The sequence below is a fragment of the Bradyrhizobium sp. Pha-3 genome (assembly GCF_042258615.1).
Lineage (GTDB): Bacteria > Pseudomonadota > Alphaproteobacteria > Rhizobiales > Xanthobacteraceae > Bradyrhizobium.
The window spans coordinates 8,114,508-8,139,170 of sequence record NZ_CP170152.1 but is presented as its reverse complement, the minus strand read 5'-3'; the positions used below and the strand labels follow the sequence as shown (position 1 = coordinate 8,139,170).

Here is a 24,663-nt window from a genome sequence, read left to right as displayed (position 1 = left end):
CCTTGGCGTAGCCGGGACCCGCGCATCCATCGCCTTCGGGAGAGTCTCTTCGTGAGATGGATTGCCGGGTCAAGCCCGGCAATGACGGAGTGGTGTGGGGCGACGCCGCCCCGGAATGACGAAGCGGATCAGAGCAAATCCCCGCCTGCCGCGCTCGCGGTGGTGCCGTGCTCGCGGAACGCCTTGATGACGTTCTTGCCGATCTTCCACTTGTGCACCTCGTCGGGGCCGTCGACCAGCCGCTGCGAGCGCACCTGGGTGTACCATTTCGCCAGCGGCGTATCCTGGCTGAAGCCGAGCGCGCCGTGCAGCTGGATCGCGGTGTCGATCACCTTGTGCACCATGTGGGCGTGGAAGATCTTCGCGATCGAGTTCTCCTGGCGGATGTCGAGGCCCTTCTCCGCCTTGTAGGCGATGTGCAGCAGCATCAGCCGGCCGATATAAAGCTCGCTCGCGCAATCGGCGAGCATGAACTGCACCGCCTGGCGGTCGGCCAGCAACTGGCCGAAGGTCGAGCGCTTGGTGACGTGGGCGGCCGCCATGTCGAGCGCGCGCTGCGCCTTGGCGACGTTGTGCATGCCGTGGCGCAGCCGGCCATAGGCGAGGCGGTGCTGGCCCATGTTGAAGCCATTGCCCTCGCCGCCGAGCAGGTTGTCGGCCGGTACCTTCAAATCCTTGATCTCGATCTCGGAGTGGCCGCCATGGATCACATCGTCATGCGGGCCCTCGATCGCCATGTTGGCGATGTTGCGCTTGATGCGGTAGCCGGGGTTGGGCAGCTCGACGATGAAGGTCGAGTATTGCTTGTGGCGCGGTGCATTCGGATCGGTCTTCGCCATGACCAGCGCGAGGTCGGCGACGCTCGCCGACGAGGAGAACCATTTCTCGCCGTTGAGGATGTAGTTCTCATTGCCGTCCTTGACCGCGGTGGTCTGCATGCCGGTGGCGTCGGCGCCGGCGGCCTTCTCGGTCATCGAGAAGCAGATGCGCTTCTCGCCGTTCAGCAGGGGTTTAAGGAATTTCTCCTTCTGGTACTCGGTGCCGTGCGCCAGGATCGTCATCATCGAGGCATCGTCCGGCCCCTGCGTGTTCATCGAGAGCGCGCCGAGCATGCTTTCGCCGAGCTCCATCTGCACCAGCGCGTTGGCGAGCGGGCCGAGGCCCATACCGCCATACTCCTTCGGCACGAAGGGGCACCACAGGCCCTGCGCCCGGGCCTTCTTGCGCAGCGGCGCCAGCACCTCGGCAAGCGGCTTGGTGTCGAGTTCCTTTTCCGCCGGAATGCACTCGTCATGCACGAATTTGCGAACCTTCTCGCGGATCGCCTTGGCCTCAGCGGGAATCTCGAAATCGATCGACATGGCACTTCCTCGTTTCATGTTGTTGTTGGCTTGGCTTGAGGATGGCATAAACCTCGCATGGGCCAGCGGCAACGCCGAACAAAGTTTGAAGCGCGGCGCACGCGACCGGGAGGAGCTACCGATGCCTGATCTCGCTGATCTTTTTCCCGGCTATGAGTCGAAATGGATCAACACCTCGCAGGGCCGCATCTTCGCCCGCGTCGGCGGCAAGGGCCCGCCGCTGCTGTTGCTGCACGGCTTCTCATCGACCCATGTGATGTGGCACACGGTCGCGCCGAAACTTGACGACACATTCACGCTGATCATCGCCGACCTGCCGGGCTACGGCTGGTCCGACATGCCTGATAGCGACAAGGACCATACGCCCTACACCAAGCGGGCCTGGGCCAAGACCATGGTCGAGGCGATGGAGCAGCTCGGCCATGTGCATTTCGCGCTCGCCGGTCACGACCGCGGCGGCCGCGTCTCATACCGGCTCGCGCTCGATCATCCCGGCCGGCTCTCGAAGCTTGCGGTGCTCGATATCGCGCCGACCTATGATTACTGGCAGAAGCTCAATCGTCTCTCGGCGCTTAAGATCTACCACTGGGCGTTCCTGGCGCAGCCCTATCCGCTGCCGGAGACGTTGATCTCCAACAATGGCGAATTCTTCCTCAAGGAGAAGATGGCGAGCCAGACCAGGACCAAGACGCTGGACGCCATCGATCCGCGCGCGCTCGCGCATTACCTTGCGCCGTTCCGCGATCCCGCCCGCATCCACGCGATGTGCGAGGATTATCGCGCCGGCGCCTATGCCGACTTTGAGATCGACAAGGCCGACGTCGACGCCGGCAGGAAGATCACGATCCCGATGCTGGCGTTGTGGGGCGATGCCGGGGTTGCCAGCGCGGCAACGACGCCGCTCGACACCTGGAAGAACTGGGCGACCAATGTCAGCGGCGCGCCGGTGGCGTCAGGGCATTTCCTGCCCGAGGAGGCTCCGGACGCGACGGCGAAGCTGCTGCGGGAGTTTTTCCTGGCGGGGTAGCGCAAAGCGCAGCACCGTCATCCTGAGGAGCGCGGAACGCGCGTCTCGAAGGATGCACGGCCCGGCTGGTGGCCGTGCATCCTTCGAGACGCCGCTTCGCGGCTCCTCAGGGTGACGGGATCGACATGCTGCATGCTGAGAACTGCGTAGCCCGGATGGAGCGCAGCGAAATCCGGGGACCGCCTCCGCGGAGGAGGCTCCCCGGAATTCGCTGAGCCTGTCATCGGGCGCGCGTTCACGCGTACCGTCATCCTGAGGAGCGCGGAACGCGCGTCTCGAAGGATGCTCGGCCCGGCTGGTGGCCGTCGATCCTTCGAGACGCCGCTTCGCGGCTCCTCAGGATGACGGGACCGACATGCTGCATGCTGAGAACTGCGTAGCCCGGATGGAGCGCAGCGAAATCCGGGACCGTCTCCGCGGAGGAAGCTCCCCGGATTGCGCGGAGCCTGTCATCGGGCGTGCGTTCACGCGTACCGTCATCCTGAGGAGCGCGGAACGCGCGTCTCGAAGGATGAATCGGCCCGGCTGGTGGCCGTCGATCCTTCGAGACGCGCTACGCGCTCCTCAGGATGACGGGATCGACATGCTGCATGCTGAGAACTGCGTAGCCCGGATGAAGCGAAGCGAAATCCGGGGACCGCCTCCGCGGAGGAAGCTCCCCGGATTGCGCGGAGCCTGTCATCGGGCGTGCGTTCACGCGTACCGTCATCCTGAGGAGCGCGGAACGCGCGTCGAAGGATGCTCGGCCCGGCTGGTGGCCGTCGATCCTTCGAGACGCGCTACGCGCTCCTCAGGATGACGGGATCGACATGCTGCATGCTGAGAACTGCGTAGCCCGGATGGAGCGCAGCGAAATCCGGGGACCGCCTCCGCGGAGGAAGCCCCCGGATTGCGCTGAGCCTGTCATCGGGCGTGCGTTCACGCGTACCGTCATCCTGAGGAGCGCGGAACGCGCGTCTCGAAGGATGAATCGGCCCGGCTGGTGGCCGGCGATCCTTCGAGACGCCGCTGCGCGGCTCCTCAGGATGACGGGACCGACATGTCGCATGCTGAGAGCTTTGTAGCCCGGATGGAGCGCAGCGAAATCCGGGGACCGCCTCCGCGGAGGAGGCTCCCCGGATTGCGCGGAGCCTGTCATCGGGCGTGCGTTCACGCGTACCGTCATCCTGAGGAGCGCGGAACGCGCGTCTCGAAGGATGAATCGGCCCGGCTGGTGGCCGTCGATCCTTCGAGACGCGCTACGCGCTCCTCAGGATGACGGGATCGACATGCTGCATGCTGAGAGCTTTGTAGCCCGGATGGAGCGCAGCGAAATCCGGGGACTGCCTCCGCGGAGGAAGCTCCCCGGATTGCGCGGAGCCTGTCATCGGGCGTGCGTTCACGCGTACCGTCATCCTGAGGAGCGCGGAACGCGCGTCTCGAAGGATGCACGGCCCGGCTGGTGGCCGTGCATCCTTCGAGACGCCGCTGCGCGGCTCCTCAGGATGACGGGATCGACATGTCGCATGCTGAGTGCTTTGTAGCCCGGATGGAGCGCAGCGAAATCCGGGGACCGCCTCCGCGGAGGAAGCTCCCCGGATTGCGCGGAGCCTGTCATCGGGCGTGCGTTCACGCGTACCGTCATCCTGAGGAGCGCGGAACGCGCGTCTCGAAGGATGAATCGGCCCGGCTGGTGGCCGTCGATCCTTCGAGACGCGCTACGCGCTCCTCAGGATGACGGGACCAACATTTCGCATCTCGAGAACTGCGTAGCCCGGATGGAGCGCAGCGAAATCCGGGACTGTCTCCGCGGAGAATCTCCCCGGATTTCGCTGCGCTTCATCCGGGCTACGGATGCGTCAACGCCGCTCCCTGAAGAACTCGCGCAGGAGGCGCGCGGACTCGGTCTCGCCGACGGCGCCATAGACTTCCGGCACATGGTGGCAGGTCGGCTGCGCGAAGAACCGCACGCCTGACTCGACCGCGCCGCCCTTGGGGTCGGCGGCGCCGTAATACAGCCGGCGGATCCGGGCGAAGGAAATCGCGCCGGCGCACATGGTGCAGGGCTCCAGCGTCACGTAGAGGTCGCAATCGACCAGCCGTTCGGTGCCGATGGCCTCGGCGGCCTGCCGGATCGCCAAAACTTCCGCATGGGCGGTCGGATCGCGGTCGGTGAGGGTGCGATTGCTGGCGGTGGCGATGATCTCGTAACCCCGGACAATCACGCATCCGATCGGAACTTCGCCAGCTTTTCCGGCATTTTCGGCCGTTTTCAGCGCCAAATCCATGAAAGAAGGGGCTGACATGCCTCGTATCATTGGAAGAAACCTGCTAGTAGCTTCGCCTTCAGCAAAAGTGGATGCCGGTTTTGCGTCAAATGCGCTGCCAACAGGCGCGTACGCCCGGCTGCCCTTGCACCCCAATTGAGCGTCCAGCGAGATTATTCATGCCCCGCGACAGCGACAAAAACAACGATTCCCGCGGCCGGCGTGATCGGCCCGGCGGTGGACAGGGCCGCGCCGGCGGCGGCAAGGGCCGCTCCGGCGCCGCCCGTGGACCGGACAAGAAATTTGCCAAGCGCGGCTTTGGCGACAAGACGTTTGCCGGCAAGGGCGATGGCGAGAAGCGGCCCTACCGCGGCGATCGCGACGACCGTCCGCCGCGCCGCGAGTTCGGCGACAAGCCGAGGTTCAACCGCGATGATGCCCGTGGCGATCGGCCGTTCCGCGATCGCCCGGCCCGCGACGGCGATGGCGAGAAGCGCACGTTCAAGCCGCGGGGCGACCGGCCGAGATTCGATCGCGGCGGCGATGGCGAGAAGCGTTCGTTCAAGCCGCGCGAAGATCGCGGCGGCGAAAAGCGTCCCTACACGCCCCGTGGCGACCGCCCGAACTACAATCGCGACGACCGCGCGCCGCGACGCGATCGCGATGATGCGCGACCGGCGGGGCGGTCTTCCGATCGGAAATTCGGCGACCGCAAGCCTTACGCGCCGCGCGAACGTGACGGCGAGAAGCGGCCCTATACGCCGCGTGGCGAGCGATCGTTCGGCGACCGTCCCTCGCGCGATGGCGACCGGCCCGCACGGAAATTCGGCGGCGACAGCAAGTTCAAGCGCGGGGGCGATCGTGATCGCGGCGATCGCGGCCCGCGCAAGGACTTTGGCGACCGGCCGCCGCGCGGCGAGTCCAAGCCGTGGCAGAAGCGTGAGGGCGGCTCCGATCGTCCGGAGCGTGGTTCGCGTCCGTTCCGCGACGGCCCGCGCAATTTCGACAGGCCGCGTTACGACAGGCCGCGAGACGATCGCGGCGGCGGCGAGCGGCCGCGGTTCTCGCGCTCCCGCGACGATCGCGAGCAGGGCGATCGCCATGAGCGGCCGAAGTTCAGCCGGCCGCGCTGGGGTCGAGACGAGGATGGTGGCGACAACCGTCGCCGCGAGCGCCCCGAAGGCCGTACCGACTGGCAGGAGCATCCGCGCAGCGAGGGCCGTTTCGGCGACCGCCCGCGCCGCGAGAATGAAGACGACAGCAAGGTGTTTGCCAAGCGCCCGGCCTTCGGCGGCCGCGGTGCCTATCGGGAACGCTCCTACGATGACCGCCGCGAGCGTCCCGAGCCGAAGCCGAAGAAGGCGGGTGAACGCATTGCCAAGGTGCTGGCGCGTGCCGGTCTCGCCTCGCGCCGTGATGCCGAGGAGATCGTCACCCAGGGCCGCGTCACGGTCAACGGACGGGTGATCAACTCGCCGGCGCTCGATATCACCGAGAACGATGTCGTGGCGGTCGACGGCAAGCCGTTGCCGCCGCGCGAGCGGACGCGGTTGTTCATGTATCACAAGCCGCGCGGGCTGATGACGACGCATGCCGATCCCGAGGGACGGCCGACCGTGTTCGACAATCTGCCTGAGGGCCTGCCGCGGCTGATCTCGATCGGCCGGCTCGATTTCAACACCGAGGGCCTGTTGCTGCTGACCAATGACGGCGGGCTGGCGCGGACGCTGGAGCATCCCGACACCGGATGGCTGCGGCGCTACCGCGTGCGCGCGCATGGCGAGGTGACGCAGGGTCAGCTCGACCAGCTCAAGGACGGCGTCGAGGTCGACGGCGTCAAATACGGGCCGATCGATGCGACGCTGGAGCGCGACCAGAGCTCCAACGTCTGGGTGGTGTTCGCGATCCGCGAGGGCAAGAACCGCGAGGTGCGCAACGTGATGGCGCATCTCGGGCTCGAGGTGAACCGGCTGATCCGGATCTCCTACGGTCCGTTCCAACTCGGCGAGCTCGAGGAGGGCAAGGTCGAGGAGGTCAAGACCCGGGTGCTGCGCGAGCAGCTCGGCGAGAAGATCGCCAAGGTTGCAGGCGCGGATTTCACGCGGCCGGAGCAGCGTGACGCCGGCGAAGTCGACGATGCGCCCGCCAGGAAGCCGAAGCCCAGCAAGCGCGAAACCATCAACGATCGCAAGGGCCGCCGCGTGCTGGTGCAGCGCACCGGCAGCGAGGAAGCCCGCGCCCGCAACGAGGACGAGGCCAACGGCTACGGCCCGCCGCGCCGTCCCAAGCGCGGCTATCACGGCAAGCGCGATCTCACGCCGAAGGACGAGTAACGGTCGATGCGCGTCGTCGGGGGCAGGCTGAGGGGCCGCAATCTCGCGTCGCCGTCGGGCCGCGAGATCCGTCCGACCGCGGACCGCCTGCGCGAATCCGTGTTCAACATCCTGATCCACGCCTACGACAATCCGATTGAGGACGCGCGCGTACTCGATCTGTTTGCCGGCACCGGCGCGCTCGGCATCGAGGCGGCCTCGCGTGGCGCCAAGTTCACGCTGTTCGTCGACAATGGCGCCGAGGCGCGGGCGCTGCTGCGCAACAATGTCGAGTCGCTCGGCCTTGGCGGGACCACCAAGGTCTATCGCCGCGATGCCACCGATCTCGGACCTGCGCATCCGGTCGAGCCGTTCTCGCTGGTGTTTCTCGATCCGCCCTATGGCAAGGGTCTCGCCGACAAGGCGCTCGCCTCGCTGCGCGACGGTGGCTGGCTGACGCCGGGCGCGCTGCTCGTGGTGGAGGAGGCGAAGGCCGCGGCATTCGCGGCGCCCGCGGGGTTCGAGGAGCTCGAGCGGCGCGCGTATGACGACACGGAATTCGTGTTCTTACGCAAGGCGTAATGCTGCCGCTTGTTATGCTGTCATCACCCGCGCATGCGGGTGATCCAGTATTCCAGAGACGGTTGTGCTTGAGCCGAAGGGCCGCGGCATGCTGGATCGCCCGGTCGAGCCGGGCGACAACAGATGTGAGTGACGACGCTGGTTCGAGTTCATCGCGAGACTTTCTCCACGCACACCGCCGTCGTCCTGGCGAAAGCCGGACCCATCACCACCGCACTTGATGATGAATATCGATCGCGGCCCCAGCATCGCACAACAATTCTCATATGGGGTAATGGGTCCTGGCTTTCGCCAGGACGACAGGTGAATGGTTCGCGCACGCTGTCATCACCCGCGCATGCGGGTGATCCAGTACGCCGAGGCCTCTCGTTCGATCACAACAGCCGCGGCGTACTGGATCGCCCGGTCGAGCCGGGCGACAACAGATGTGAGTGACGACGCTGGTTCGAGTTCATCGCGAGACTTTCTCCACGCACACCGCCGTCGTCCTGGCGAAAGCCGGACCCATCACCACCGCACTTGATGATGAATATCGATCGCGGCCCCAGCATCGCACAACAATTCTCATATGGGGTAATGGGTCCTGGCTTTCGCCAGGACGACAGGTGAATGGTTCGCGCACGCTGTCATCACCCGCGCATGCGGGTGATCCAGTATTCCAGAGACGGTTGTGCTTGAGCCGAAGGGCCGCGGCGTACTGGATCGCCCGGTCGAGCCGGGCGATGACAGTTCCGCGTGGGCGGTTATCTCCGCCCGAACAGCTTCTCGATATCGCTCAGCTTCAATTCGACATAGGTCGGCCGGCCGTGGTTGCATTGGCCGGAGTTCGGCGTGTCTTCCATCTCGCGCAGCAGCGCGTTCATCTCTTCCGGCTTGAGGCGGCGGCCGGCGCGGACCGAGCCGTGGCAGGCCATGGTGGCGGCGACATGCATCAGGCGGCGTTCCAGCGGCAGCGCCTCGTCCCATTCGGCCATATGTTCTGCGAGGTCGCGGAGCAGCCTGGCCGCATTGGTCTTGCCGAGCAGCGAGGGCGTCTCGCGCACGGCAACCGCGCCGGGACCGAAGGATTCGATCGCGAGCCCGAACGACGCCAGCTCCTCGGCGCGATCGAGCAGCTTCTCGACGGTCGCCTCGTCGAGCTCGACGATCTCCGGGATCAAGAGGATCTGCCGCTGCACACCGTTCTTCGCCAGCGAGGCCTTCAGCTTCTCATAGACGATGCGCTCATGCGCCGCGTGCTGGTCCACCACGATCAGGCCGTCGCGGGTCTGCGAGACGATGTAGGTCTCGTGGATCTGGGTGCGCGCGGCGCCGAGCGGCCGGTCGAGCAGATCGGGTGCGGGCGCGGCCTCGAAGCGGACATCGGCGGTCGGCGCGCCGACGTCGAAGGCGGCCTGTCCGGGCTCGGCGAAAGCGGGCGCCGCCGCGCCGTCGAACGCGCGCATCGGATTGACCGGGTATGACGGCGAGCTGCGCCAGTCCCAATTGCCCGGGCGCGGTGGCGTGAAAGCGGGACGGAACGCCTGTAACGTCGCGCCGTCGGCGGTGTTGGCTGCGGTGCGTCTGCCCTCGCGCGCCAGGCCGTCCTTCAAGGCATGCACGATCAGCGCGCGCACCAGGCCGGCGTTGCGGAAGCGCACCTCGGTCTTGGCCGGATGCACATTGGCGTCGACCTCCTGCGGGTCGCAGGTCACGAACAGCGCCACGACCGGATGGCGGTCGCGCGGCAGATAGTCGGAATAGGCGGCGCGCACGGCGCCGAGGATCAGCTTGTCGCGCACCGGGCGGCCGTTGACGAACAGGTATTGCCCGAGCGCATTGGCGCGGGTCAGCGACGGCGCGGCGGCAAAGCCCTCGACCGTGACGCCCTCGCGCTCGGCGCGCACCTCGATCGCGCTGGCGCGGAAATCCGCGCCAAGGATATCGCCGAGCCGCGTCAGCCGGCCGGCCGCGCCGGGCAGCGCGGCGGCCCAGGTGACCGGCGCGCGCTCTTCGCCGGCCAGCGTGAAGGCGATGTCGGGCCGCGCCATGCCGAGGCGCCGCACCACCTCGCGGATCGCCTCCGCCTCGGTGCGGTCGGTCTTGAGGAATTTCAGCCGTGCCGGCGTTGCGTAGAAGAGTTCGTTGACCTCGACGCGGGTGCCCTGGCCGAGCGCGGCGGGCATGACCTCCGACTTCTCGCCGCCCTCGACCGACAGCGACCAGGCATGCGGTTCACTGGCATGACGCGTGGTGATGCCGAGTTTTGCCACCGCGCCGATCGACGGCAGCGCCTCGCCGCGGAACCCGAGCGTGCGGATGCGCAAGAGGTCTTCGTCGTCGAGCTTGGAGGTGGCGTGGCGGTCGACCGCAAGCGCGAGATCGGTGCGCGTCATGCCGCCGCCGTCGTCGGTGATGCCGATCCGGCGCCGGCCGCCGCCGTCGGTGAAAACGTCGATCCGGCTCGCGCCGGCGTCGATCGCGTTCTCGACCAGTTCCTTGACGACGCTCGCAGGACGTTCGACCACTTCGCCGGCGGCGATGCGGTTGACGAGCTGTTCGGGAAGCTGGCGGACGGGCATGGATTGCGCGATTGGACCGGGATTCGAGGTTAGGCGGCATTCTAGTCGCCTCGTCGGCCAAATGCATGGGCCGGCCTGCGAATGGCTGCCTTTAGCTGGGGATGGAGCCGGCCCATCGCCTTGAAGACACTCACCTTCGCGTGTCGACCGGCTAAGCCCTACGTGGCGATTGTGACGCCGCACGCTCGGGTATATCGTTTAGAAAAATTATAATCTGATCGGGAGGATAGCCATGTGCCATTTGTTCTCGCACCAGCCGCAGCGCAATTACGAATCGCAGACCCGGTCGCTGCGGATCGGCGGTCATTGCACCTCGATCCGGCTGGAGATGTCGTTCTGGGACACGCTCGAGGAGATCGCCGCCAAGGAGGGGATGAGCGTCGCCAAGTTCGTCACCACGCTGTATGGCGAAGTCCTCGATCACCATGGCGAGGTTAATAATTTCGCATCGCTGTTGCGCTGCTGCTGCTTGATTTATCGCTCGCAGAGCGCAGCTTCGGTCCCCGAGTTCCAGGGCCAGCCCATCCTCGACGCCGCCGAATAGGCTTTCGGATTCATCGTGCGAAGAAAAAGGCCTTGTCCTCGCAGGACAAGGCCGTTCGAGTCGAGAGGGAACCAGTCTTCGGTTCTGATCGAAATCAGAACCGAAGCTCGCCATTTCCGGATGCTAGATCTCCTTGCGCTGCATCGCGCCGGCGATCGTATCGGCCTGCCGGATCGCCAGCGACACGATCGTCAGCGTCGGATTGCAGGCGGCACCGCTCGTGAACTGGCTGCCGTCGGAGACGAACAGGTTCTTGATGTCGTGGGTTTGGCCGAACTTGTTGACCACGCCGTCGCGCGGCTTCTCGCTCATCCGGTTGGTGCCCATGTTGTGGGTCGAGGGATAGGGCGGCGTCGGATAGGTCACGGTGGCGCCGACCGCTTCATAGACCGCGGCGCCCTGCTTGTAGGCGTGATCGCGCATCGCGACGTCGTTCGGATGATCGTCGAAATGCACGCTCGCGACCGGCATGCCGAACTTGTCCTTGATGCTCGGATCCAGTGTGACACGGTTGGTCTCCTGCGGCAGGTCCTCGCCGACCAGCCACATGCCGGCCATCCGTGGATAGCCTTCCATGGCGCTGGTGAAGCTGCGGCCCCAGGCCCCGGGATTGAGAAACGCCGCCATAAAGGGCAGGCCGAGCGACAGCGTCTCCATCTCGTAACCGCCGACGAAGCCGCGCTTCGGATCGTTCTTGGCCTCGTCACGGATGATGCCGGCCATCGTCGTGCCGCGATACATGTGCACCGACTTCTCGAAGGTCGCATACACGCTGCCCGTCATGTGCCGCAAATAATTGCGGCCGACCTGGCCGGATGAATTGGCGAGGCCATCCGGGAACATGCTGGAGGCGCTGTTGAGCAGCAGTCGCGGACTTTCGATCGAGTTGCCGGCGACTGCGACGACGCGGGCCTTCTGGCGCTGCATCGCGCCGGTCTCATCCGCGTAGACCACGCCGGTGACCTTGCCGGACTGGTCGTGCTCGATCTTGATCACCATGCTGCCGGGGCGCACCTCGAGATTGCCGGTGGCCTCGCCCTTCGGGATCTCGGTGTAGAGCGTCGACCATTTGGCGCCCGACTTGCAGCCCTGGAAGCAGAAGCCGATCTGCTGGCACGAACCGCGGCCGTCGCGCGGCTCGCTGTTGATCGCCATCCGTCCGGTGTGCACCTCCTTGTAGCCGAGCTTCTTCGCACCGGCTTCCAGCACCTTGAAGTTGTTGTTGCCGGGAAGTCCGGGAATGCCGTTGGTGCGGGTGACGCCCATCTTGTTCTCGGCCTTGGCGTAATAGGGCTCCATCTCGGCGAGCGTGATCGGCCAGTCCAGCAGGTTGGCGCCGGGGATGTTGCCGTATGCCGACTTGATCTTGAACTCGTGCTCGTCGAAGCGGAGCGAGGCGCCGGCCCAGTGCACGGTGGATCCGCCGACCGCCTTCACGATCCAGGCCGGAATATTCGGGAAATCCTTGTGGACACGCCAGGTTCCCGACGTCGTGCGCATGTCCGACCAGGCAAGCTGGCCGAAGCTGTCCCATTCATCGTTGATGAAGTCCTGGTTCTCGATGCGCGGGCCGGCTTCGAGGATGACGACCTTGATGCCCTTCTGCGCCAGTTCATTGCCGAGCGTTCCGCCGCCGGCACCGGAGCCGACGATCACGACAACGCCGCTGTCATTCAGATCGAATTTTGCCATTGTTTCCTCCTGGGCGTTGTCCGTTCAAACCTTCGGCAGCCAGTCGATGTCGGCGAAGCCGCGCTTGATGTAGCCGCCGTGCTCGGCGGAGGAGCCCTCGTAGCCGAACCGCGGCCAGACCTCCTTGTTGTTGTAGAGCGATGCGATGAGATCGCCGCGGATCTTCTGGAAGAACGCGCTTGTCTCGATCTGTTGCAGCAGCGCGACGCGATCGTTCTCCCAGGCGACCTGGGCATAAGGCATCTTGTGGCGGTCGTTGGCCGCCTGATCGAGCCGGGCTATGCCGTCATTGATCAGCGATTTGACCGCCGGATCCTTGGCGGCCTTGTCATCCCACGGCTTCACTGCGGTGATGTAGTAGCTGTCGCCGAGAAAATCGTGCGGATAGATGTCGCGCGCCATCTTCAAGAGCGTCTTCATCGTGGCCGGCGTCAGCGTACCCGCCTCATCGGCCCACGCATCGGTGATGCCAAGCCCGGTCGATGTCGCAATCGCGACTGCGGGGGCGGTGGCAGCCGCGCCCTTGAGAAACACACGCCGGTCATATTTGCTGCGTCGATCGATTTCTCTCATGGGTTTCCTCCATATTTATTTTCTAATTGGATTAGCCGAAGCGCCCGCCGCGCTGGATCACCTCGATCTTGTAGCCGTCGGGATCCGAGACGAAGAAGAAGCGCGCCAGCGTCTTGCCGTCGTGCTTGAAGTCGCGCAGCGGCCCGGGCGACAGCTTCTCCTTCTCGAAACGCGCATGCTCGGCATCGACGTCATCGACGACGACAGCGAGATGGCCGTAGCCATCGCCGAGCGCGTAGGGCTCCTTGCGGTCGAAATTGACGGTGAGCTCGACCTCGAAGGGCGAGGACGGATGGCGCAGATAGATCAGCGCGAAATCGCCAAATCGCAGATTGTCCGCGATCTCGAGGCCGAACGCGCGGTGATAGAAGTCGAGCGCCTTGGCCTCGTCGAACACGCGGATCATCGAATGCACGGGTTTCGCCATTCAGTTCAGCTCCTTCAGATAGGCGATGATCATGGCGCGGGTTTCCGGCTTGGCCTGCCGATAGGCCATCACGGCGCCGGGGATCACTTCTTGCGGATTGGTCAGCCAGGCATCGAGCCTGCTGTCGTCCCAGACGAAGTCGGCCTTGGCGAAGCCCGCGGAATATTTGAAGCCGTCGGCCTGGCCGGCATGGCGGCCGACGACCTTGTAGAGCGACGGTCCTTGCCGGACCGGATCCGAAATGTTTGACGTGTGGCAGGTTGCGCATTGCTGCTTGAACAGCGTCGCCCCGTCGGGCGGCTTGGCGGCAGGCAACGGCATTTGCGCAGCCGCCATTTGCACTGCAAACATCGCGCTGCAAAATCCCAGCGCCAACGTCCACCTCGCGCGCAGCTTTGTCATATACATCACCGCCTCTGTGCGCTGACTGTAGGAGGCTGAAATCGGCCGTTGGTAGTAGCGGGCTGTTTCACAGCAGAACAAAGATGGGCGGCGATCTGGCGCGGAACCGATCGCTGCCGCATATGCGGACGACAAATCCGCAAAATGACCGCGAAATCCCTGCACGATCACCACACCACGCCGCTTGCATTGCGCGTGCGCCGTTTGCGGAAAATTCAGTCTCGCGCGATGGGGTTCAGGGTCGGCGTTGCAAACGGCGCACACCCGCGCCGCTCCGTCCATCGTCAATCAACGTCCTGGAGAAATAGATGAGGTTTGCAAAAACCAGCGTGCTCGCCCTTGCCGTCTCGGCCGCGATGGCCGGCCCCGTGCTGGCACAGGGGGCGGCTACGCCGAATACCCAGCTTCGCGGCGGTGCAGCGGGCAGCGGGACCCTGCAGCAGGGCGGCGGCATGTCCGGCAGCGGCGATGAGGAAATGGCGGCGCAACCGACTTCGCCGACGCAAAAGAGCGGCACCAGCGCCAAGCCGGGCAGCAAGGGAACGGTCGGCAGCGGCCACGCGACACCGAAGTCTGGCGGTTCCGAGATGGCGCCTGCAACCAAGAAGTACTGATCCGCGATGATCGGATCCCGGATGCAGCGCCGTGCGTGCGCTGCGTCCGGAGCTCACTAGAGCGGGTTGATTTTTGGTTGAATCGGCTTGCCGCGGGTTCGGTTCACCTCTCCCCGTCGGGGAGAGGTCGGATTGCTCTCGGCGATGCGAAGCATCGTCCAGTGCAATCCGGGTGAGGGCTCTTGCTCTCTCGATAGACCGTAACCCCTCACCCGATTTGCTGCGCAAATCGACCTCTCCCAAAGGGAGAGGTGAACCTCCGATGCCGATCCAGCTCAACCTAATCTCATCACGCTTTAGCGTTTTCTTCTCGCGAACCGGGTATCCACTTCGCTCGAAAACGCTCTAATCGTCGAAACGTTGACTGCCGCGGCCGGCCTTGATGTCGCTGCGGCGTTTCTTGCCTTCGAGCCGGCGTTTCTTTGAGCCGAGCGTCGGCCTGGTCGGCCGCCGCGGCGTCGGCCGCACCATCGCTTCCTTCAGCATCTCGAGCAGCCGCTCGATCGCGTCTGCGCGATTGCGCTCCTGGGTGCGGAAGCGGAAGGCCTGGATCACGATCACGCCGTCCTTGGTCATGCGGCTGCCGGCGAGCCGCGCCAGCCGCTGGGCTGCGTCCAGCGGCAGCGCGATCTTGTTGGTGTCGAAGCGAAGCTGGGCTGCGGTCGAGACCTTGTTGACATTCTGCCCGCCCGGACCGGAGGCGCGGACAAAGACGATCTCAATGTCGTTCTGGTCGATCGTAAGGTCGCGGGACAGCCGCAGCATGACAACACCCGTGGAGGGAAGAATCGGCGGCTGCAGGATAGCGGGTTTGGGGTGGGCGTGCTCGGGCGGTGTTGATGCAGATTCGTTACGTCAACGTTCGGAGTTCGCAGCCACCCCTCTCCCCAACCCTCCCCCGCAAGGGGGGAGGGAGCCCATCCGCCTGCGCGTCCCTAACGATCGAAGCGGTCATTCGAACCATCGGCACCATGTTGGCACGATGTAAGGTGAGCACGCCTCTCAGGCTCCCTCCCCCCTTGCGGGGGAGGGTGGGGAGAGGGGTGGCAACAACGGTGGTGTATGAGAATCGGACGCGCGCCGAACCGCGTCAGTTCGCCTTCGGTGGCGCCGAGACCGGCTGCGCTGCGGCTTGCGGGGCGCGGCCGACGATCACGGTGAGCAGGCCGTTGCCCCACAGCCTCTTGGAGACCCGCTTGACGTCGTCGAGCGTCACCGCATCGACGATGGCGCTGCGCTTCTCGATGTAGTCGATCGGCAGCTTGTCGAGCTGGTATTGCAGCATCGCCTGCGCGAGCTTGGAGGAAGTGTCGAGCGCCAGCATCTGCGAGCCCTTCAGATAGGACTTCGCCTGGTCGAGCTCCTGCTGCGTCGGACCTTGCTCGGCGATGCGGCGGATCTCGGCCTCGATCGCGTCGACGGTCTCGCCGGCGCGGTCGGCCCGGGTGCCGGTGTTGCCGATGAACAGCGCGGAGTGATCCATCCAGACCAGCGCCTCATAGATCGAATAGGCCAGCCCGCGCTTCTCGCGCACTTCCTTGTACAGCCGCGACGACAACCCGCCGCCGCCGAGAATGTGGTTCACCACATAGCCGGCCATGAAGTCCGGGTCGTGCCTGTTGATGCCGGGGCCGCCGAAGGTGACGACGGTCTGCGGCACGTCGAGCGGGACGAAGGCGCGCTGCGGCGGCTTGGTCGCCACGACGTCGGGAATCGGCGTCAATTCGGCCTTGGCGGGCAGGCCGCCAAAGGTCTTGTCCAGCAGCTTGCCGAGCGTATCGGGGTCGACGTCACCGACCACGGCGATCCGCAGCGTATCCTTGGCGATGATGCGGCGGACATAGTCCTTCAGATCGGAGATCTCGATGGTCGGCACGCTCTCCAGCGTGCCGGTCGCCGGCCTGCCATAGGGATGATCGCCGAAGGCGAGCTCGAGGAACTTGCGGCCGGACAGCGACGACGGATTGGTCGATTCACGGCGCAGGTTCGAGATCACCTGGGCGCGGATGCGTTCGACGTCCTTCGGCTCGAACCGCGCCGAGGTCAGCGCCATCCGCAACAGGTCGTAGGCTTCGTCCTTGTTGTCCTTGAGCATGCGCAGCGAGCCGCGGAACTGATCGCGGTTGGACTGGAAGCTGAGCTCGATGGCGCGGCGTTCGAGCCGCTCGTGATAGGTCTTCGAATCGAGATCGCCGGAGCCCTCGTCGAGCAGGTCGGCGACCAGATTGCCGACGCCGGGTTTGCCGGGCGGATCCTGGCTGGCGCCGCCGCCGAAGGAATATTCCATCGCGATCAGCGGCACGGTGGCGTCCTGCACGAACCACGCCTCGATGCCGCCGGGCGACACCAGCCGCTGGATCTTGGCCGCGGCCTGCGAGGGTGCCGACGTCAGCGTCAGCATCGCGGCGCAGGCGCCGCCGATCAGCGCCGCGCGGCGGGTGATGGAATAGGTCACGAGCGCTTCTCCTCGCGTTTCGGCGCAGTATCCTTGATCAGATAGCCGGTCACCGACCGCTTCTTGTCGAGCCAGGTGGCGGCTGCTGCGCGCACCTGCTCGGCGGTGACGGCGCGAATGCGATCCGGCCAGCTCCTGATGTCGTCGATGCTGAGCCCGGTGGTCAGCGCGCCGCCATACCAGCGTGCCAGCGTCGCCTGGTTGTCCTGGGCGTAGATCGCCTCCGCGATCAGCTGGGTCTTGACCCGTTCGAGATCCTCGGCGCGCGCGGGGTTCTGCGCGAGATCGGCGATCACCTTGTCGATCGCGTCCTCGATCTGCGCGAACTCGACGCCTGCCTTGGGCGTTACCGCGATCGAGAATTGCGAGGGATCGAGCGCGGTGCCCTGGTAACCGGCGCCGGCCGAGATCGCGAGGCCCTTGTCGATCACCAGCGAGCGATAGAGGTAGGAGTTGGCGCCGCCGCCCATCAATTGTGCGAGCACATCGAGCGCCTGGCTCTCGCCGGCCGCCGCCGTGGTCGCCGAGGGCACCAGATAATAGCGGCGCAGGTTCGGCTGTTCGACGCGCGGATCCGACAGCGTCACGGTGCGCGGCGCGGCCGGTGTCGGCTCCTGCGGCCGGACACGCTTCTCGGGGATCGCGTGCTGCGCCGGGATCGGGCCGAAATTCTTCTCGACCAGCGGGCGGATGTCCTTGACGTCGACGTCGCCGGCGATGACCAGGATCGCGTTGTTCGGCGCATAGAAGCGGCGGTAGAAGGCGAGCGCATCCTCGCGGTCGAGCTTCTCGATCTCCTGATGCCAGCCGATCACCGGCCGGCCGTAGGGATGGTTGAGATAGAGCGCGGCCATGATCTGCTCGGTGAGCCGGGCATCCGGGTTGTTGGCAACCCGCATGTTGAACTCCTCGAGCACGACGTCGCGCTCGGGCAGCACATTCTCATCCTTCAGGATCAGGCCGGTCATGCGGTCGGCCTCGAACTCCATCATGGTGGGCAGCTGCTCGCGCGGCACGCGCTGGAAATAGCCGGTGTAGTCGTTGGAGGTGAAGGCGTTCTCGTTGCCGCCGACGCGCAGCACGGTCTGCGAGAACTCGCCGGCCGGGTGCTTGGCGGTGCCCTTGAACATCAGGTGCTCGAGGAAATGCGCGAGGCCCGATTTGCCCGGGGTCTCGTCGGCGGAGCCGACCTTGTACCAGATCATCTGCGTCACGACGGGCGTGCGGTGATCGGGGATCACCACGACCTGCAGGCCGTTGTCGAGCGTGAAGCTCGCAGGGCGTTCCGAGGTGACGGTGGTCTGGGCGCGGAGGCTGGTGCCCGACAGCGGGATAGTTGAAACAAAGGCGGCAGCGAACAGGGCAATCGATCGGCGAGAGCGCATCACGGTCCTTATGAAAGCCCGGACCCGCGGCCGGGGCGCGAAAGCAGGCCATCGTACACGGTCATGCCGGTGCCCGTCGTCACGAAGCGGAGAGACACACGCCACCCCGCATTAAGCTTTGCACATGTCAGCCTTCGCCCGCGGAGGCCAAGCGGTCACTGCACCTGTTTTCCGGTCATGACGTCGTACTGGCCCTCGTTCACCTTCGGCTTCATCGGGCCTGTGCCATAGTCAAAGCCCGCGGACGGCGTCTGGTAGCCCGGAGGGGGCTCGGTCAGGGATTCGCGCGTCGGCTCGCCCTTGAACGGCTTGGACTCGCTGCTGTTTCCCTTGAAGATGCCGAGCAGACCACCGCTGTAACCGAGCTGGCTCGGCATCAGCGACGGATTGGTGTTCGTACCCGGCTCAAGCGGCTCCTTGCGGCCATCGGTGGCAGTCTGCTGCTTGCGGCCCGCCTCGATCTCGGCCGGCGTCAACGCCACCGCTGACTGCCACGGCTCCTTCTTGACTTCCTTCTTGCGCGCCGCGATCGCAGCCTTGCGCGCCGCGATATCGGGGTCCTTCGGCCAGTTCGGCGCGTTGACCTGGGCGGCTGTGGCAGGCGGCGGCAGATCGAGCTTCGGCGGCACCACCAGCGGCGAGCGCTCGCGATAATCGATGCCCTTGCTGGCGGCGCTCTTGGCGCCGAGCCCGGTCATCAGATTGTCGACGATCCGCTCTTCGAAGGTCAGGCCGTCATCGCCGTCATCTTCGTCGTCGCCGGCCCGCACCGGGCCGGCCGTCATCACAAGGCCGATCCCGGCCGCAACGAACGCCAGACGCAGGCCGCGCATCAGCGGCAGCCGGGATGTCTCGATCAGGTAACCGCGGACTTTGGTGTTGCGCATCGCGCTATTCCCATCTCAAAATTCACCAAAGCGATCACTGGCTTAGCGCTCAGTTCCGCTAGGTGCAGGTCGACCGCCGACCGGCTCGTATCGGCCGGGATCAGGGCGCTTTTACGGCGGGGGTCCCCATGACGGAATCATACAATAGGGCCGCCACGCCAGCAACGATCGCCACATCGGCGAGGTTGAATACGTACCAATTGAAGGTTTTTCCCCCGATCTCGATATGAAACAGGGCAAAATCGACCACGGCGCCGTAGGCGAAGCGGTCGATCCCGTTCCCGATCGCGCCACCGATAATCAGGCCGAGCGACACGGTCGCAAGCCAGGTGCGCGACCGCGCCATCCAGATCGCGAGCGCGATCACGGCGGCGGCCTTGATCGCCATCAGCAGGATCTGGGCCGCCGGGGTCTCGCTCTGAAACCAGCCGAAGCTGATGCCGGGATTCCAGGCCAGCACCAGGTCGAAGAACGGCGTCACCTCGACCGCGCCGCGGTGGGCAATGCCGAAGACGTAGAGCAGCCAGAGCTTGGAGGCCTGGTCGGCGATCAGGGTGATGACCGCCGCCAGTACACCGGCGCGAACCGGCGAGCTCAAGCCGTGACCCCCAGCGCCTTCCACTCGCGCAGCGCTTGCGCGTCGCGCGGCGAGACGTCGGGATATTCGGGATCCTCGCCGATATCAGGCAGGATCTTCCACGAGCGCGCGCATTTGGTGCCGACCGCCTTCTCGACCACCACGGCGACACCGGGCACGGCATCGAGGCGGAAGGCATTGGCCGGCACCTCGCCCTCGCGCACCTCGTAGTTCGAGGTGATGCAGACCTCGGCGAGATCGATTTCGAACAGCGTGGCCAGCATCTGTCGGTCAGCGATGTAGATCACCGGCGAGGCCTCGAGCGACGAGCCGATCCGCTTGGCGGCGCGCTCGAGCTCGAGCGCACCGGTGACGACGCGGCGAACGTCGCGGATCGTCTCCCACTTCGCGGCGAGGGCATCGTCGCGGAATTGCTCGAGACCTTCGGGGAACAGCGTGAGGTGCACCGAGGGCTCGGCGTTCGGCCGGTACATCCGCCAGGCTTCGTCGGTGGTGAAGCTCAGGATCGGCGCCAGCCATTTCAGGATCGCGTCGCAGAGCAGGTCGATCGTGGTCAGCGCCGCCTTGCGCGCCACCGAGGAAGGCGGGTCGCAATACAGCGTGTCCTTGCGGATGTCGAAGTAGAACGCCGACAGCTCGGAGTTCATGAAGGCGGCGAGGCTTGCGACCACGGTCTTGTAGTCGAACGCGGCATAGGCCTTGCGGATGGTCTCGGTGTGGCCGGCCAGTTCGTGCAGCATCAGCCGCTCGAGCTCGGGCATCTCGGCAAAGGCGACCTTCTCGCTCGGCTTGAAGTGATGCAGCGTGCCGAGCATCCAGCGGATCGAGTTGCGCAGCTTGCGATAGGTCTCGATGGTGTTCTTCAGGATCTCCGGGCCGATGCGCTGGTCGTCGGCATAGTCGGTGGCGCAGACCCACAGGCGCAGGATATCGGCGCCGGAATCCTTGATCACCTTCTGCGGCTCGACGGTGTTGCCGAGCGATTTCGACATCTTGCGGCCGTTCTCGTCGAGCGTGAAGCCGTGGGTCAGCACGATGTCGTAGGGCGCCCGCCCGCGCGTGCCGGCGCTCTCCAGCAGCGACGAATGGAACCAGCCGCGATGCTGGTCGCTTCCTTCGAGATACATCACGGTGTCGTTGCCGCCATCGATCTTGCGGACGATGTTGCCGAGCTGCGGGAAGTTCTGGCGGTCTTCCAGCACGAAGGCATGGGTGGAGCCGGAATCGAACCAGACGTCGCAGATGTCGTCGACCTTCTTCCAGTTTTCCGACGCGCGGCTCCCGAGGAAGCGCTCGCGAGCGCCGTCCATGTACCAGGCGTCGGCGCCTTCCTCCATGAACGCCTCGGTGATGCGCTGGTTGACGACCTCGTCCTGCAGGATCTCGGCCGAGCCGTCGCTGTTCTCGCGCACGAACACGGCGATCGGCACGCCCCAGGCGCGCTGCCGCGAGATCACCCAGTCCGGGCGGTTGGCGATCATGCCGTTGATGCGGTTCTCGCCGGCCGGCGGCACCCATTGCGTGACCGAGATCGCGTGCAGCGCGCGGGCGCGCAGCGTGTCGCCCTTCTTGGCATGGCCATCCTCCGCGATGTCCGTAGCCCCGGGCTTGCCCGGGGCGTCTACGATGGGCTTGTCCATCGCGATGAACCATTGCGGCGTGTTGCGGAAGATCACCGGTTTCTTGGAGCGCCAGGAATGCGGGTACTGATGCTTGAGGCGACCGCGCGCGAGCAGCTTGCCGGCCTCGATCAGCGCCTTGATCACGGCCTCGTTGGCATCGCCCTTCTCGCCCTTGTCGTTGAGCACGCGCTTGCCGGTGAAGCCCGGCGCCTGCGCGGTGTAGGCGCCGTTCTCGTCGACCGTGTAGGGGATCGCAGTCGGGATGCCGCGCGCATCGAGCTCGCGGGTGTTGGCCGTCCAGACGTCGAAGTCCTCGCGGCCGTGGCTCGGCGCGGTGTGCACGAAGCCGGTGCCGGTGTCGTCGGTGACATGCTCGCCGGCGAGCAGCGGCACGGTGAATTCGTAGCCGCCACCGAAGCCGCGCAGCGGATGGGCGCATTCCACGGCGTCCAGCGTGTCGCCCGGAATATCGCGGACCTTCTCATAGGACGTGACGCGCGCCTGCTTGAACACCTCTGCAGCGAGCGCATCGGCCAGGATCAGGAGATCGCCGGTCTTCGCCCAATTGTCCGCGGGCGCGTCCGTCACCTTGTAAAGGCCGTAGGCGATCTTCGGCGAGAACGAGATTGCGCGGTTGCCGGGCAGCGTCCACGGCGTGGTGGTCCAGATCACGACCGAGGCATTGGCCAGCGCGCCATGCGCCGGGGAGGTGACCGGGAATTTCACCCACACCATGTCGGAGGTGTAGTCCTCGTATTCGACCTCGGCTTCGGCAAGCGCGGTCTTCTCGACCACGCTCCACATCACCGGCTTGGAGCCGCGATACAGCGTGCCGTTGGCGGCGAACTTCATCAGCTCGCGGGCGATCTGCGCCTCGGCCGGATAGCTCATCGTCTCGTAGGGATGATCCCAGTCGCCGATGATACCGAGCCGCTTGAACTCCTCGCGCTGCACGTTGATCCAGTGGGTCGCATAGGCGCGGCATTCCCTGCGGAACGCGACCATCGCGGCGGAGTCGCGGAAATCGGGCTTCTGCTTGCCCTTGGAGCGGTAGTTCTCCTCCTCGATCTTCCATTCGATCGGCAGGCCGTGGCAATCCCAGCCCGGCACGTAGTTGGAGTCGAAGCCGAGCATCTGCTGGCTCTTGGTCACGACGTCCTTGAGGATCTTGTTCAGCGCGTGGCCGATATGGATGTTGCCGTTGGCGTAGGGCGGGCCGTCATGCAGCACGAATTTGGCGCGGCCCTCGGCTTCCCGGCGGAGCCTGTCGTAGAGGCCGATGTCGTTCCAGTATTTCAGGATTTCCGGCTCGCGCTGGGGCAGGCCGGCGCGCATCGGGAATTCCGTCTGCGGCAGGTAAAGGGTCTTGGAATAGTCCCTAACGTTAGTCTTTTGGGCGTCGGTCTTTTGCGGCTTGTCGGACATAAAAGCTCTGATTTGGCAGGTGCGGGCGCGGAAACGCGATCAATCGCGGGTGAAACGACGAAGTCCCGGTCTTGCGCCGAGCCTTCAAGCTCAGGCGGAAGCCGGGCCGCTAATCCGTATGATGCGCCGCGAAAACATGGGGTTTCCATAGCAGCCGGACGGGGAAATCGCAAAGCCCCCGGTTGCCGGCGGCCCGTTCCGTGGGACCCTAGAGCGGGATCTGGTTGAGCTGGAGGCGGGTTTACCTCTCCCTTGGGAGAGGTCGGCGCGAAGCGCCGGGTGAGGGGTTAAGGTCTGTCGGTGGAGCTGCGGCCCCTCACCCGATTTGCTGCGCAAATCGACCTCTCCCCGCTGGGGAGAGGTGGACCGAACCCGCGGTCAAACCGATTCAACCTAACCTCATCCCGCTCTAGGCAGCCCGCGGCCGGGCCGGATTTCCCGCCACGGTCGCGCCGGGGGCGACGTCCCGCGTCACGACGCTGCCGGCCCCGACCAGGGCGCCGTCGCCGATCGTGACGCCGGGCAGGATGATGGCACCGCCGCCGATCCAGACGTCGCTGCCGATCCGGATCGGGCGGCCGAATTCGAGCCCGGCGCGCCGGGTCGCGGCGTCGCGCGGGTGGTCGGCGGTATAGATCTGCACGGCGGGTCCGATCTGGGTGCGATCGCCGATCACGACCTCGACGACGTCGAGGATGACGCAATTGAAGTTGAGGAACACGCCGTCGCCGAGGCTGATATTGCTGCCGTAATCGCAGAAGAACGGCGGGCGGATCACGGCGTCCTTGCCGACCTTGCGGAAGCGCGCGGAGAGCAGGGCGTGCAATTCGGCCGCGGAGGATGCGCCTGAGGCGTTGTAGCGCGCCATCCAATGTTCCGCCGCGGTATGGTCGGCAGCGAGCTCGGCATCCGGGCGATAGAGCTCGCCCGCCAGCATTTTCTCTTTCTCTGTCTTCAACCAATCACTCCGAGCTGCGGGAACGCGTCCGGTGCTGCGGCCAATGCCGCGCGCGCCTTGGCGCTGTCGTCATCCATCTGGCGTATCAACGCCTCGATGGTGTCGAATTTCAGCTCTTCGCGAATGAAACCGATGAAGGCGACATCGAGGACTGTCTCGTAGAGATCGCCCTTGAAGTCGAACAGGAACACTTCGAGCAGCGGCGCGCCGTTGTCGAAGGTCGGCCGGCGCCCGAAGCTTGCGACGCCGTCGAACCGCACCTTGTCGTTTCCGTGAGCCTTGCCGACCCGCACCGCATAGATGCCGTGCTTCAGGCCGCAATGCTTGTCGAGGCGGATGTTGGCCGTGGGGTAACCGAGGTCGCGGCCGCGCTTCTCGCCGTGGATTACCTTGCCGGTCGCAAACCACGGCCCGCCCAGCATCGTGGTGGCGTCGTTGACCTGGCCTTCGGCGAGCGCCATGCGGATCGCGCTGGAAGAGACCGGCCGCTCCTCGATGTCGACATGGGCCTGCACATCGACCTCGATGCCGAGCCGCGGTGCTTCGCTGACTAAAAGACTCGGCGAGCCGACCCGGCCCTTGCCGAAATGGAAGTCGTAGCCGACCGCGATCCCGCTGATGCCGAGCCGGCCGATCAGGTCGTGGTGAATGAAGTCCTGTGCCGTTGTGCCGGCGCGCGCCTTGTCGAAGGTCATGACGACGGCGCCGGCGAGGCCGGTGGCCGCGAGCAGCCGCAGCTTGTTGGTCTCGTCCGTGAGACGGAATTGCGGGGTGTTCGGGCTGAAGAAACTGCGCGGATGCGGTTCGAAGGTCACGGCGAGCGCGGGCACGCCGCGCGCTCTGCCCATCGCCAGCGCCGCGCCGATCACGGCGCGGTGACCGAGATGGACGCCGTCGAAATTTCCCATCGCGACCACGGCGCCCTTCGGAATGGCGCTTTCGGGGGTGTTGTCGCGAATAACGGTAAAGCCGGTGCTCATGTCAGGGATTCT

20 protein-coding genes are annotated in these 24,663 nt (G+C 65.5%); 5 read left to right on the top strand and 15 right to left on the bottom strand.

Going from position 1 to position 24,663, the window contains the following annotated elements; genetic code table 11:
* Nucleotides 1-128: 128 nt before the first annotated feature.
* Nucleotides 129-1,361: an acyl-CoA dehydrogenase family protein gene (locus tag ACE10Z_RS38035; RefSeq protein WP_375785267.1), complete on the bottom strand. Its 1,233-nt coding sequence runs from the start codon at nt 1,359-1,361 to the stop codon at nt 129-131.
* Nucleotides 1,362-1,482: 121 nt separating this feature from the next.
* On the opposite strand from ACE10Z_RS38035, the gene ACE10Z_RS38030 reads away from it, so the two are divergent.
* Nucleotides 1,483-2,388: an alpha/beta fold hydrolase gene (locus ACE10Z_RS38030; protein ID WP_375785266.1), complete on the top strand. Its 906-nt coding sequence runs from the start codon at nt 1,483-1,485 to the stop codon at nt 2,386-2,388.
* A gap of 1,838 nt (nt 2,389-4,226) precedes the next feature.
* On the opposite strand, the gene ACE10Z_RS38025 is transcribed toward ACE10Z_RS38030, so the two are convergent.
* Nucleotides 4,227-4,673 (bottom strand): nucleoside deaminase, encoded by a 447-nt coding sequence (locus tag ACE10Z_RS38025; RefSeq protein WP_375785265.1) that lies wholly within the window; start codon nt 4,671-4,673, stop codon nt 4,227-4,229.
* Nucleotides 4,674-4,813: 140 nt separating this feature from the next.
* Between ACE10Z_RS38025 and ACE10Z_RS38020 the strand changes: the two genes are divergently transcribed.
* Both ACE10Z_RS38020 and rsmD read left to right on the top strand, forming a co-directional pair.
* Nucleotides 4,814-6,967, top strand: a complete 2,154-nt coding sequence (locus tag ACE10Z_RS38020; RefSeq protein ID WP_375785264.1) for a pseudouridine synthase — start codon at nt 4,814-4,816, stop codon at nt 6,965-6,967.
* Nucleotides 6,968-6,973: 6 nt separating this feature from the next.
* Nucleotides 6,974-7,528: a 16S rRNA (guanine(966)-N(2))-methyltransferase RsmD gene (gene rsmD / locus ACE10Z_RS38015; RefSeq protein ID WP_375785263.1), complete on the top strand. Its 555-nt coding sequence runs from the start codon at nt 6,974-6,976 to the stop codon at nt 7,526-7,528.
* 743 nt (nt 7,529-8,271) lie between these two features.
* Here rsmD and mutL read toward each other — a convergent pair.
* A complete protein-coding gene (mutL, locus tag ACE10Z_RS38010) occupies nt 8,272-10,089 on the bottom strand; it encodes a DNA mismatch repair endonuclease MutL (protein WP_375785262.1) in 1,818 nt (605 codons plus the stop codon).
* Nucleotides 10,090-10,321: 232 nt separating this feature from the next.
* Between mutL and ACE10Z_RS38005 the strand changes: the two genes are divergently transcribed.
* Complete coding sequence (locus ACE10Z_RS38005) at nt 10,322-10,633, top strand: ribbon-helix-helix domain-containing protein (protein ID WP_375785261.1); 312 nt, start codon at nt 10,322-10,324, stop codon at nt 10,631-10,633.
* A gap of 123 nt (nt 10,634-10,756) precedes the next feature.
* Here the strand turns inward: ACE10Z_RS38005 and ACE10Z_RS38000 are convergent, their stop codons facing one another.
* From ACE10Z_RS38000 to ACE10Z_RS37985, 4 genes are read right to left on the bottom strand one after another with little or no spacing between them, the layout of a single operon-like run.
* The gene (locus ACE10Z_RS38000) at nt 10,757-12,325 is read right to left on the bottom strand and encodes a GMC family oxidoreductase (RefSeq protein WP_375785260.1); all 1,569 of its coding nucleotides are present in this window, start codon (nt 12,323-12,325) and stop codon (nt 10,757-10,759) included.
* 24 nt (nt 12,326-12,349) lie between these two features.
* The gene (locus tag ACE10Z_RS37995; RefSeq protein WP_375785259.1) at nt 12,350-12,898 is read right to left on the bottom strand and encodes a gluconate 2-dehydrogenase subunit 3 family protein; all 549 of its coding nucleotides are present in this window, start codon (nt 12,896-12,898) and stop codon (nt 12,350-12,352) included.
* A gap of 31 nt (nt 12,899-12,929) precedes the next feature.
* Nucleotides 12,930-13,325, bottom strand: a complete 396-nt coding sequence (locus ACE10Z_RS37990; protein ID WP_194458623.1) for a VOC family protein — start codon at nt 13,323-13,325, stop codon at nt 12,930-12,932.
* The gene (locus tag ACE10Z_RS37985) at nt 13,326-13,661 is read right to left on the bottom strand and encodes a c-type cytochrome (protein ID WP_375790025.1); all 336 of its coding nucleotides are present in this window, start codon (nt 13,659-13,661) and stop codon (nt 13,326-13,328) included.
* 374 nt (nt 13,662-14,035) lie between these two features.
* On the opposite strand from ACE10Z_RS37985, the gene ACE10Z_RS37980 reads away from it, so the two are divergent.
* The gene (locus tag ACE10Z_RS37980; RefSeq protein WP_375785258.1) at nt 14,036-14,341 is read left to right on the top strand and encodes a hypothetical protein; all 306 of its coding nucleotides are present in this window, start codon (nt 14,036-14,038) and stop codon (nt 14,339-14,341) included.
* Between the two features lie 345 nt (nt 14,342-14,686).
* Here ACE10Z_RS37980 and arfB read toward each other — a convergent pair whose 3' ends face one another.
* The 8 genes from arfB to ACE10Z_RS37940 all read right to left on the bottom strand — a co-directional run bounded on the left by arfB (nt 14,687) and on the right by ACE10Z_RS37940 (nt 24,651).
* Nucleotides 14,687-15,106: an alternative ribosome rescue aminoacyl-tRNA hydrolase ArfB gene (gene arfB, locus ACE10Z_RS37975; RefSeq protein WP_375785257.1), complete on the bottom strand. Its 420-nt coding sequence runs from the start codon at nt 15,104-15,106 to the stop codon at nt 14,687-14,689.
* 325 nt (nt 15,107-15,431) lie between these two features.
* Nucleotides 15,432-16,796, bottom strand: a complete 1,365-nt coding sequence (locus ACE10Z_RS37970; RefSeq protein ID WP_375785256.1) for a M16 family metallopeptidase — start codon at nt 16,794-16,796, stop codon at nt 15,432-15,434.
* A complete protein-coding gene (locus ACE10Z_RS37965; protein WP_375785255.1) occupies nt 16,793-18,181 on the bottom strand; it encodes a M16 family metallopeptidase in 1,389 nt (462 codons plus the stop codon). The genes ACE10Z_RS37970 and ACE10Z_RS37965 overlap by 4 nt, the downstream gene beginning before the upstream one ends.
* Before the next feature lie 155 nt (nt 18,182-18,336).
* On the bottom strand, nt 18,337-19,068 hold the full coding sequence (locus ACE10Z_RS37960; protein WP_375785254.1) for a hypothetical protein: 732 nt from the start codon (nt 19,066-19,068) through the stop codon (nt 18,337-18,339).
* Nucleotides 19,069-19,168: 100 nt separating this feature from the next.
* On the bottom strand, nt 19,169-19,666 hold the full coding sequence (gene lspA / locus ACE10Z_RS37955; RefSeq protein ID WP_375785253.1) for a signal peptidase II: 498 nt from the start codon (nt 19,664-19,666) through the stop codon (nt 19,169-19,171).
* Nucleotides 19,663-22,713, bottom strand: a complete 3,051-nt coding sequence (gene ileS, locus ACE10Z_RS37950; RefSeq protein WP_375785252.1) for an isoleucine--tRNA ligase — start codon at nt 22,711-22,713, stop codon at nt 19,663-19,665. Before ileS ends, lspA begins: the two co-directional genes overlap by 4 nt.
* A gap of 409 nt (nt 22,714-23,122) precedes the next feature.
* Complete coding sequence (locus ACE10Z_RS37945) at nt 23,123-23,650, bottom strand: sugar O-acetyltransferase (RefSeq protein WP_375790024.1); 528 nt, start codon at nt 23,648-23,650, stop codon at nt 23,123-23,125.
* A gap of 17 nt (nt 23,651-23,667) precedes the next feature.
* A complete protein-coding gene (locus ACE10Z_RS37940; protein ID WP_375785251.1) occupies nt 23,668-24,651 on the bottom strand; it encodes a bifunctional riboflavin kinase/FAD synthetase in 984 nt (327 codons plus the stop codon).
* Nucleotides 24,652-24,663: the final 12 nt, after the last annotated feature.

Bases quoted from the DNA above. Each gene is read 5' to 3' on its own strand.
- ACE10Z_RS38035 (WP_375785267.1), bottom strand. From the start codon at position 1,361: ATGTCGATCGATTTCGAGATTCCCGCTGAGGCCAAGGCGATCCGCGAG.
- ACE10Z_RS38030 (WP_375785266.1), top strand. From the start codon at position 1,483: ATGCCTGATCTCGCTGATCTTTTTCCCGGCTATGAGTCGAAATGGATC.
- ACE10Z_RS38025 (WP_375785265.1), bottom strand. From the start codon at position 4,673: ATGTCAGCCCCTTCTTTCATGGATTTGGCGCTGAAAACGGCCGAAAAT.
- ACE10Z_RS38020 (WP_375785264.1), top strand. From the start codon at position 4,814: ATGCCCCGCGACAGCGACAAAAACAACGATTCCCGCGGCCGGCGTGAT.
- rsmD (WP_375785263.1), top strand. From the start codon at position 6,974: ATGCGCGTCGTCGGGGGCAGGCTGAGGGGCCGCAATCTCGCGTCGCCG.
- mutL (WP_375785262.1), bottom strand. From the start codon at position 10,089: ATGCCCGTCCGCCAGCTTCCCGAACAGCTCGTCAACCGCATCGCCGCC.
- ACE10Z_RS38005 (WP_375785261.1), top strand. From the start codon at position 10,322: ATGTGCCATTTGTTCTCGCACCAGCCGCAGCGCAATTACGAATCGCAG.
- ACE10Z_RS38000 (WP_375785260.1), bottom strand. From the start codon at position 12,325: ATGGCAAAATTCGATCTGAATGACAGCGGCGTTGTCGTGATCGTCGGC.
- ACE10Z_RS37995 (WP_375785259.1), bottom strand. From the start codon at position 12,898: ATGAGAGAAATCGATCGACGCAGCAAATATGACCGGCGTGTGTTTCTC.
- ACE10Z_RS37990 (WP_194458623.1), bottom strand. From the start codon at position 13,325: ATGGCGAAACCCGTGCATTCGATGATCCGCGTGTTCGACGAGGCCAAG.
- ACE10Z_RS37985 (WP_375790025.1), bottom strand. From the start codon at position 13,661: ATGGCGGCTGCGCAAATGCCGTTGCCTGCCGCCAAGCCGCCCGACGGG.
- ACE10Z_RS37980 (WP_375785258.1), top strand. From the start codon at position 14,036: ATGAGGTTTGCAAAAACCAGCGTGCTCGCCCTTGCCGTCTCGGCCGCG.
- arfB (WP_375785257.1), bottom strand. From the start codon at position 15,106: ATGCTGCGGCTGTCCCGCGACCTTACGATCGACCAGAACGACATTGAG.
- ACE10Z_RS37965 (WP_375785255.1), bottom strand. From the start codon at position 18,181: ATGCGCTCTCGCCGATCGATTGCCCTGTTCGCTGCCGCCTTTGTTTCA.
- ACE10Z_RS37960 (WP_375785254.1), bottom strand. From the start codon at position 19,068: ATGCGCAACACCAAAGTCCGCGGTTACCTGATCGAGACATCCCGGCTG.
- ileS (WP_375785252.1), bottom strand. From the start codon at position 22,713: ATGTCCGACAAGCCGCAAAAGACCGACGCCCAAAAGACTAACGTTAGG.
- ACE10Z_RS37945 (WP_375790024.1), bottom strand. From the start codon at position 23,650: ATGCTGGCGGGCGAGCTCTATCGCCCGGATGCCGAGCTCGCTGCCGAC.
- ACE10Z_RS37940 (WP_375785251.1), bottom strand. From the start codon at position 24,651: ATGAGCACCGGCTTTACCGTTATTCGCGACAACACCCCCGAAAGCGCC.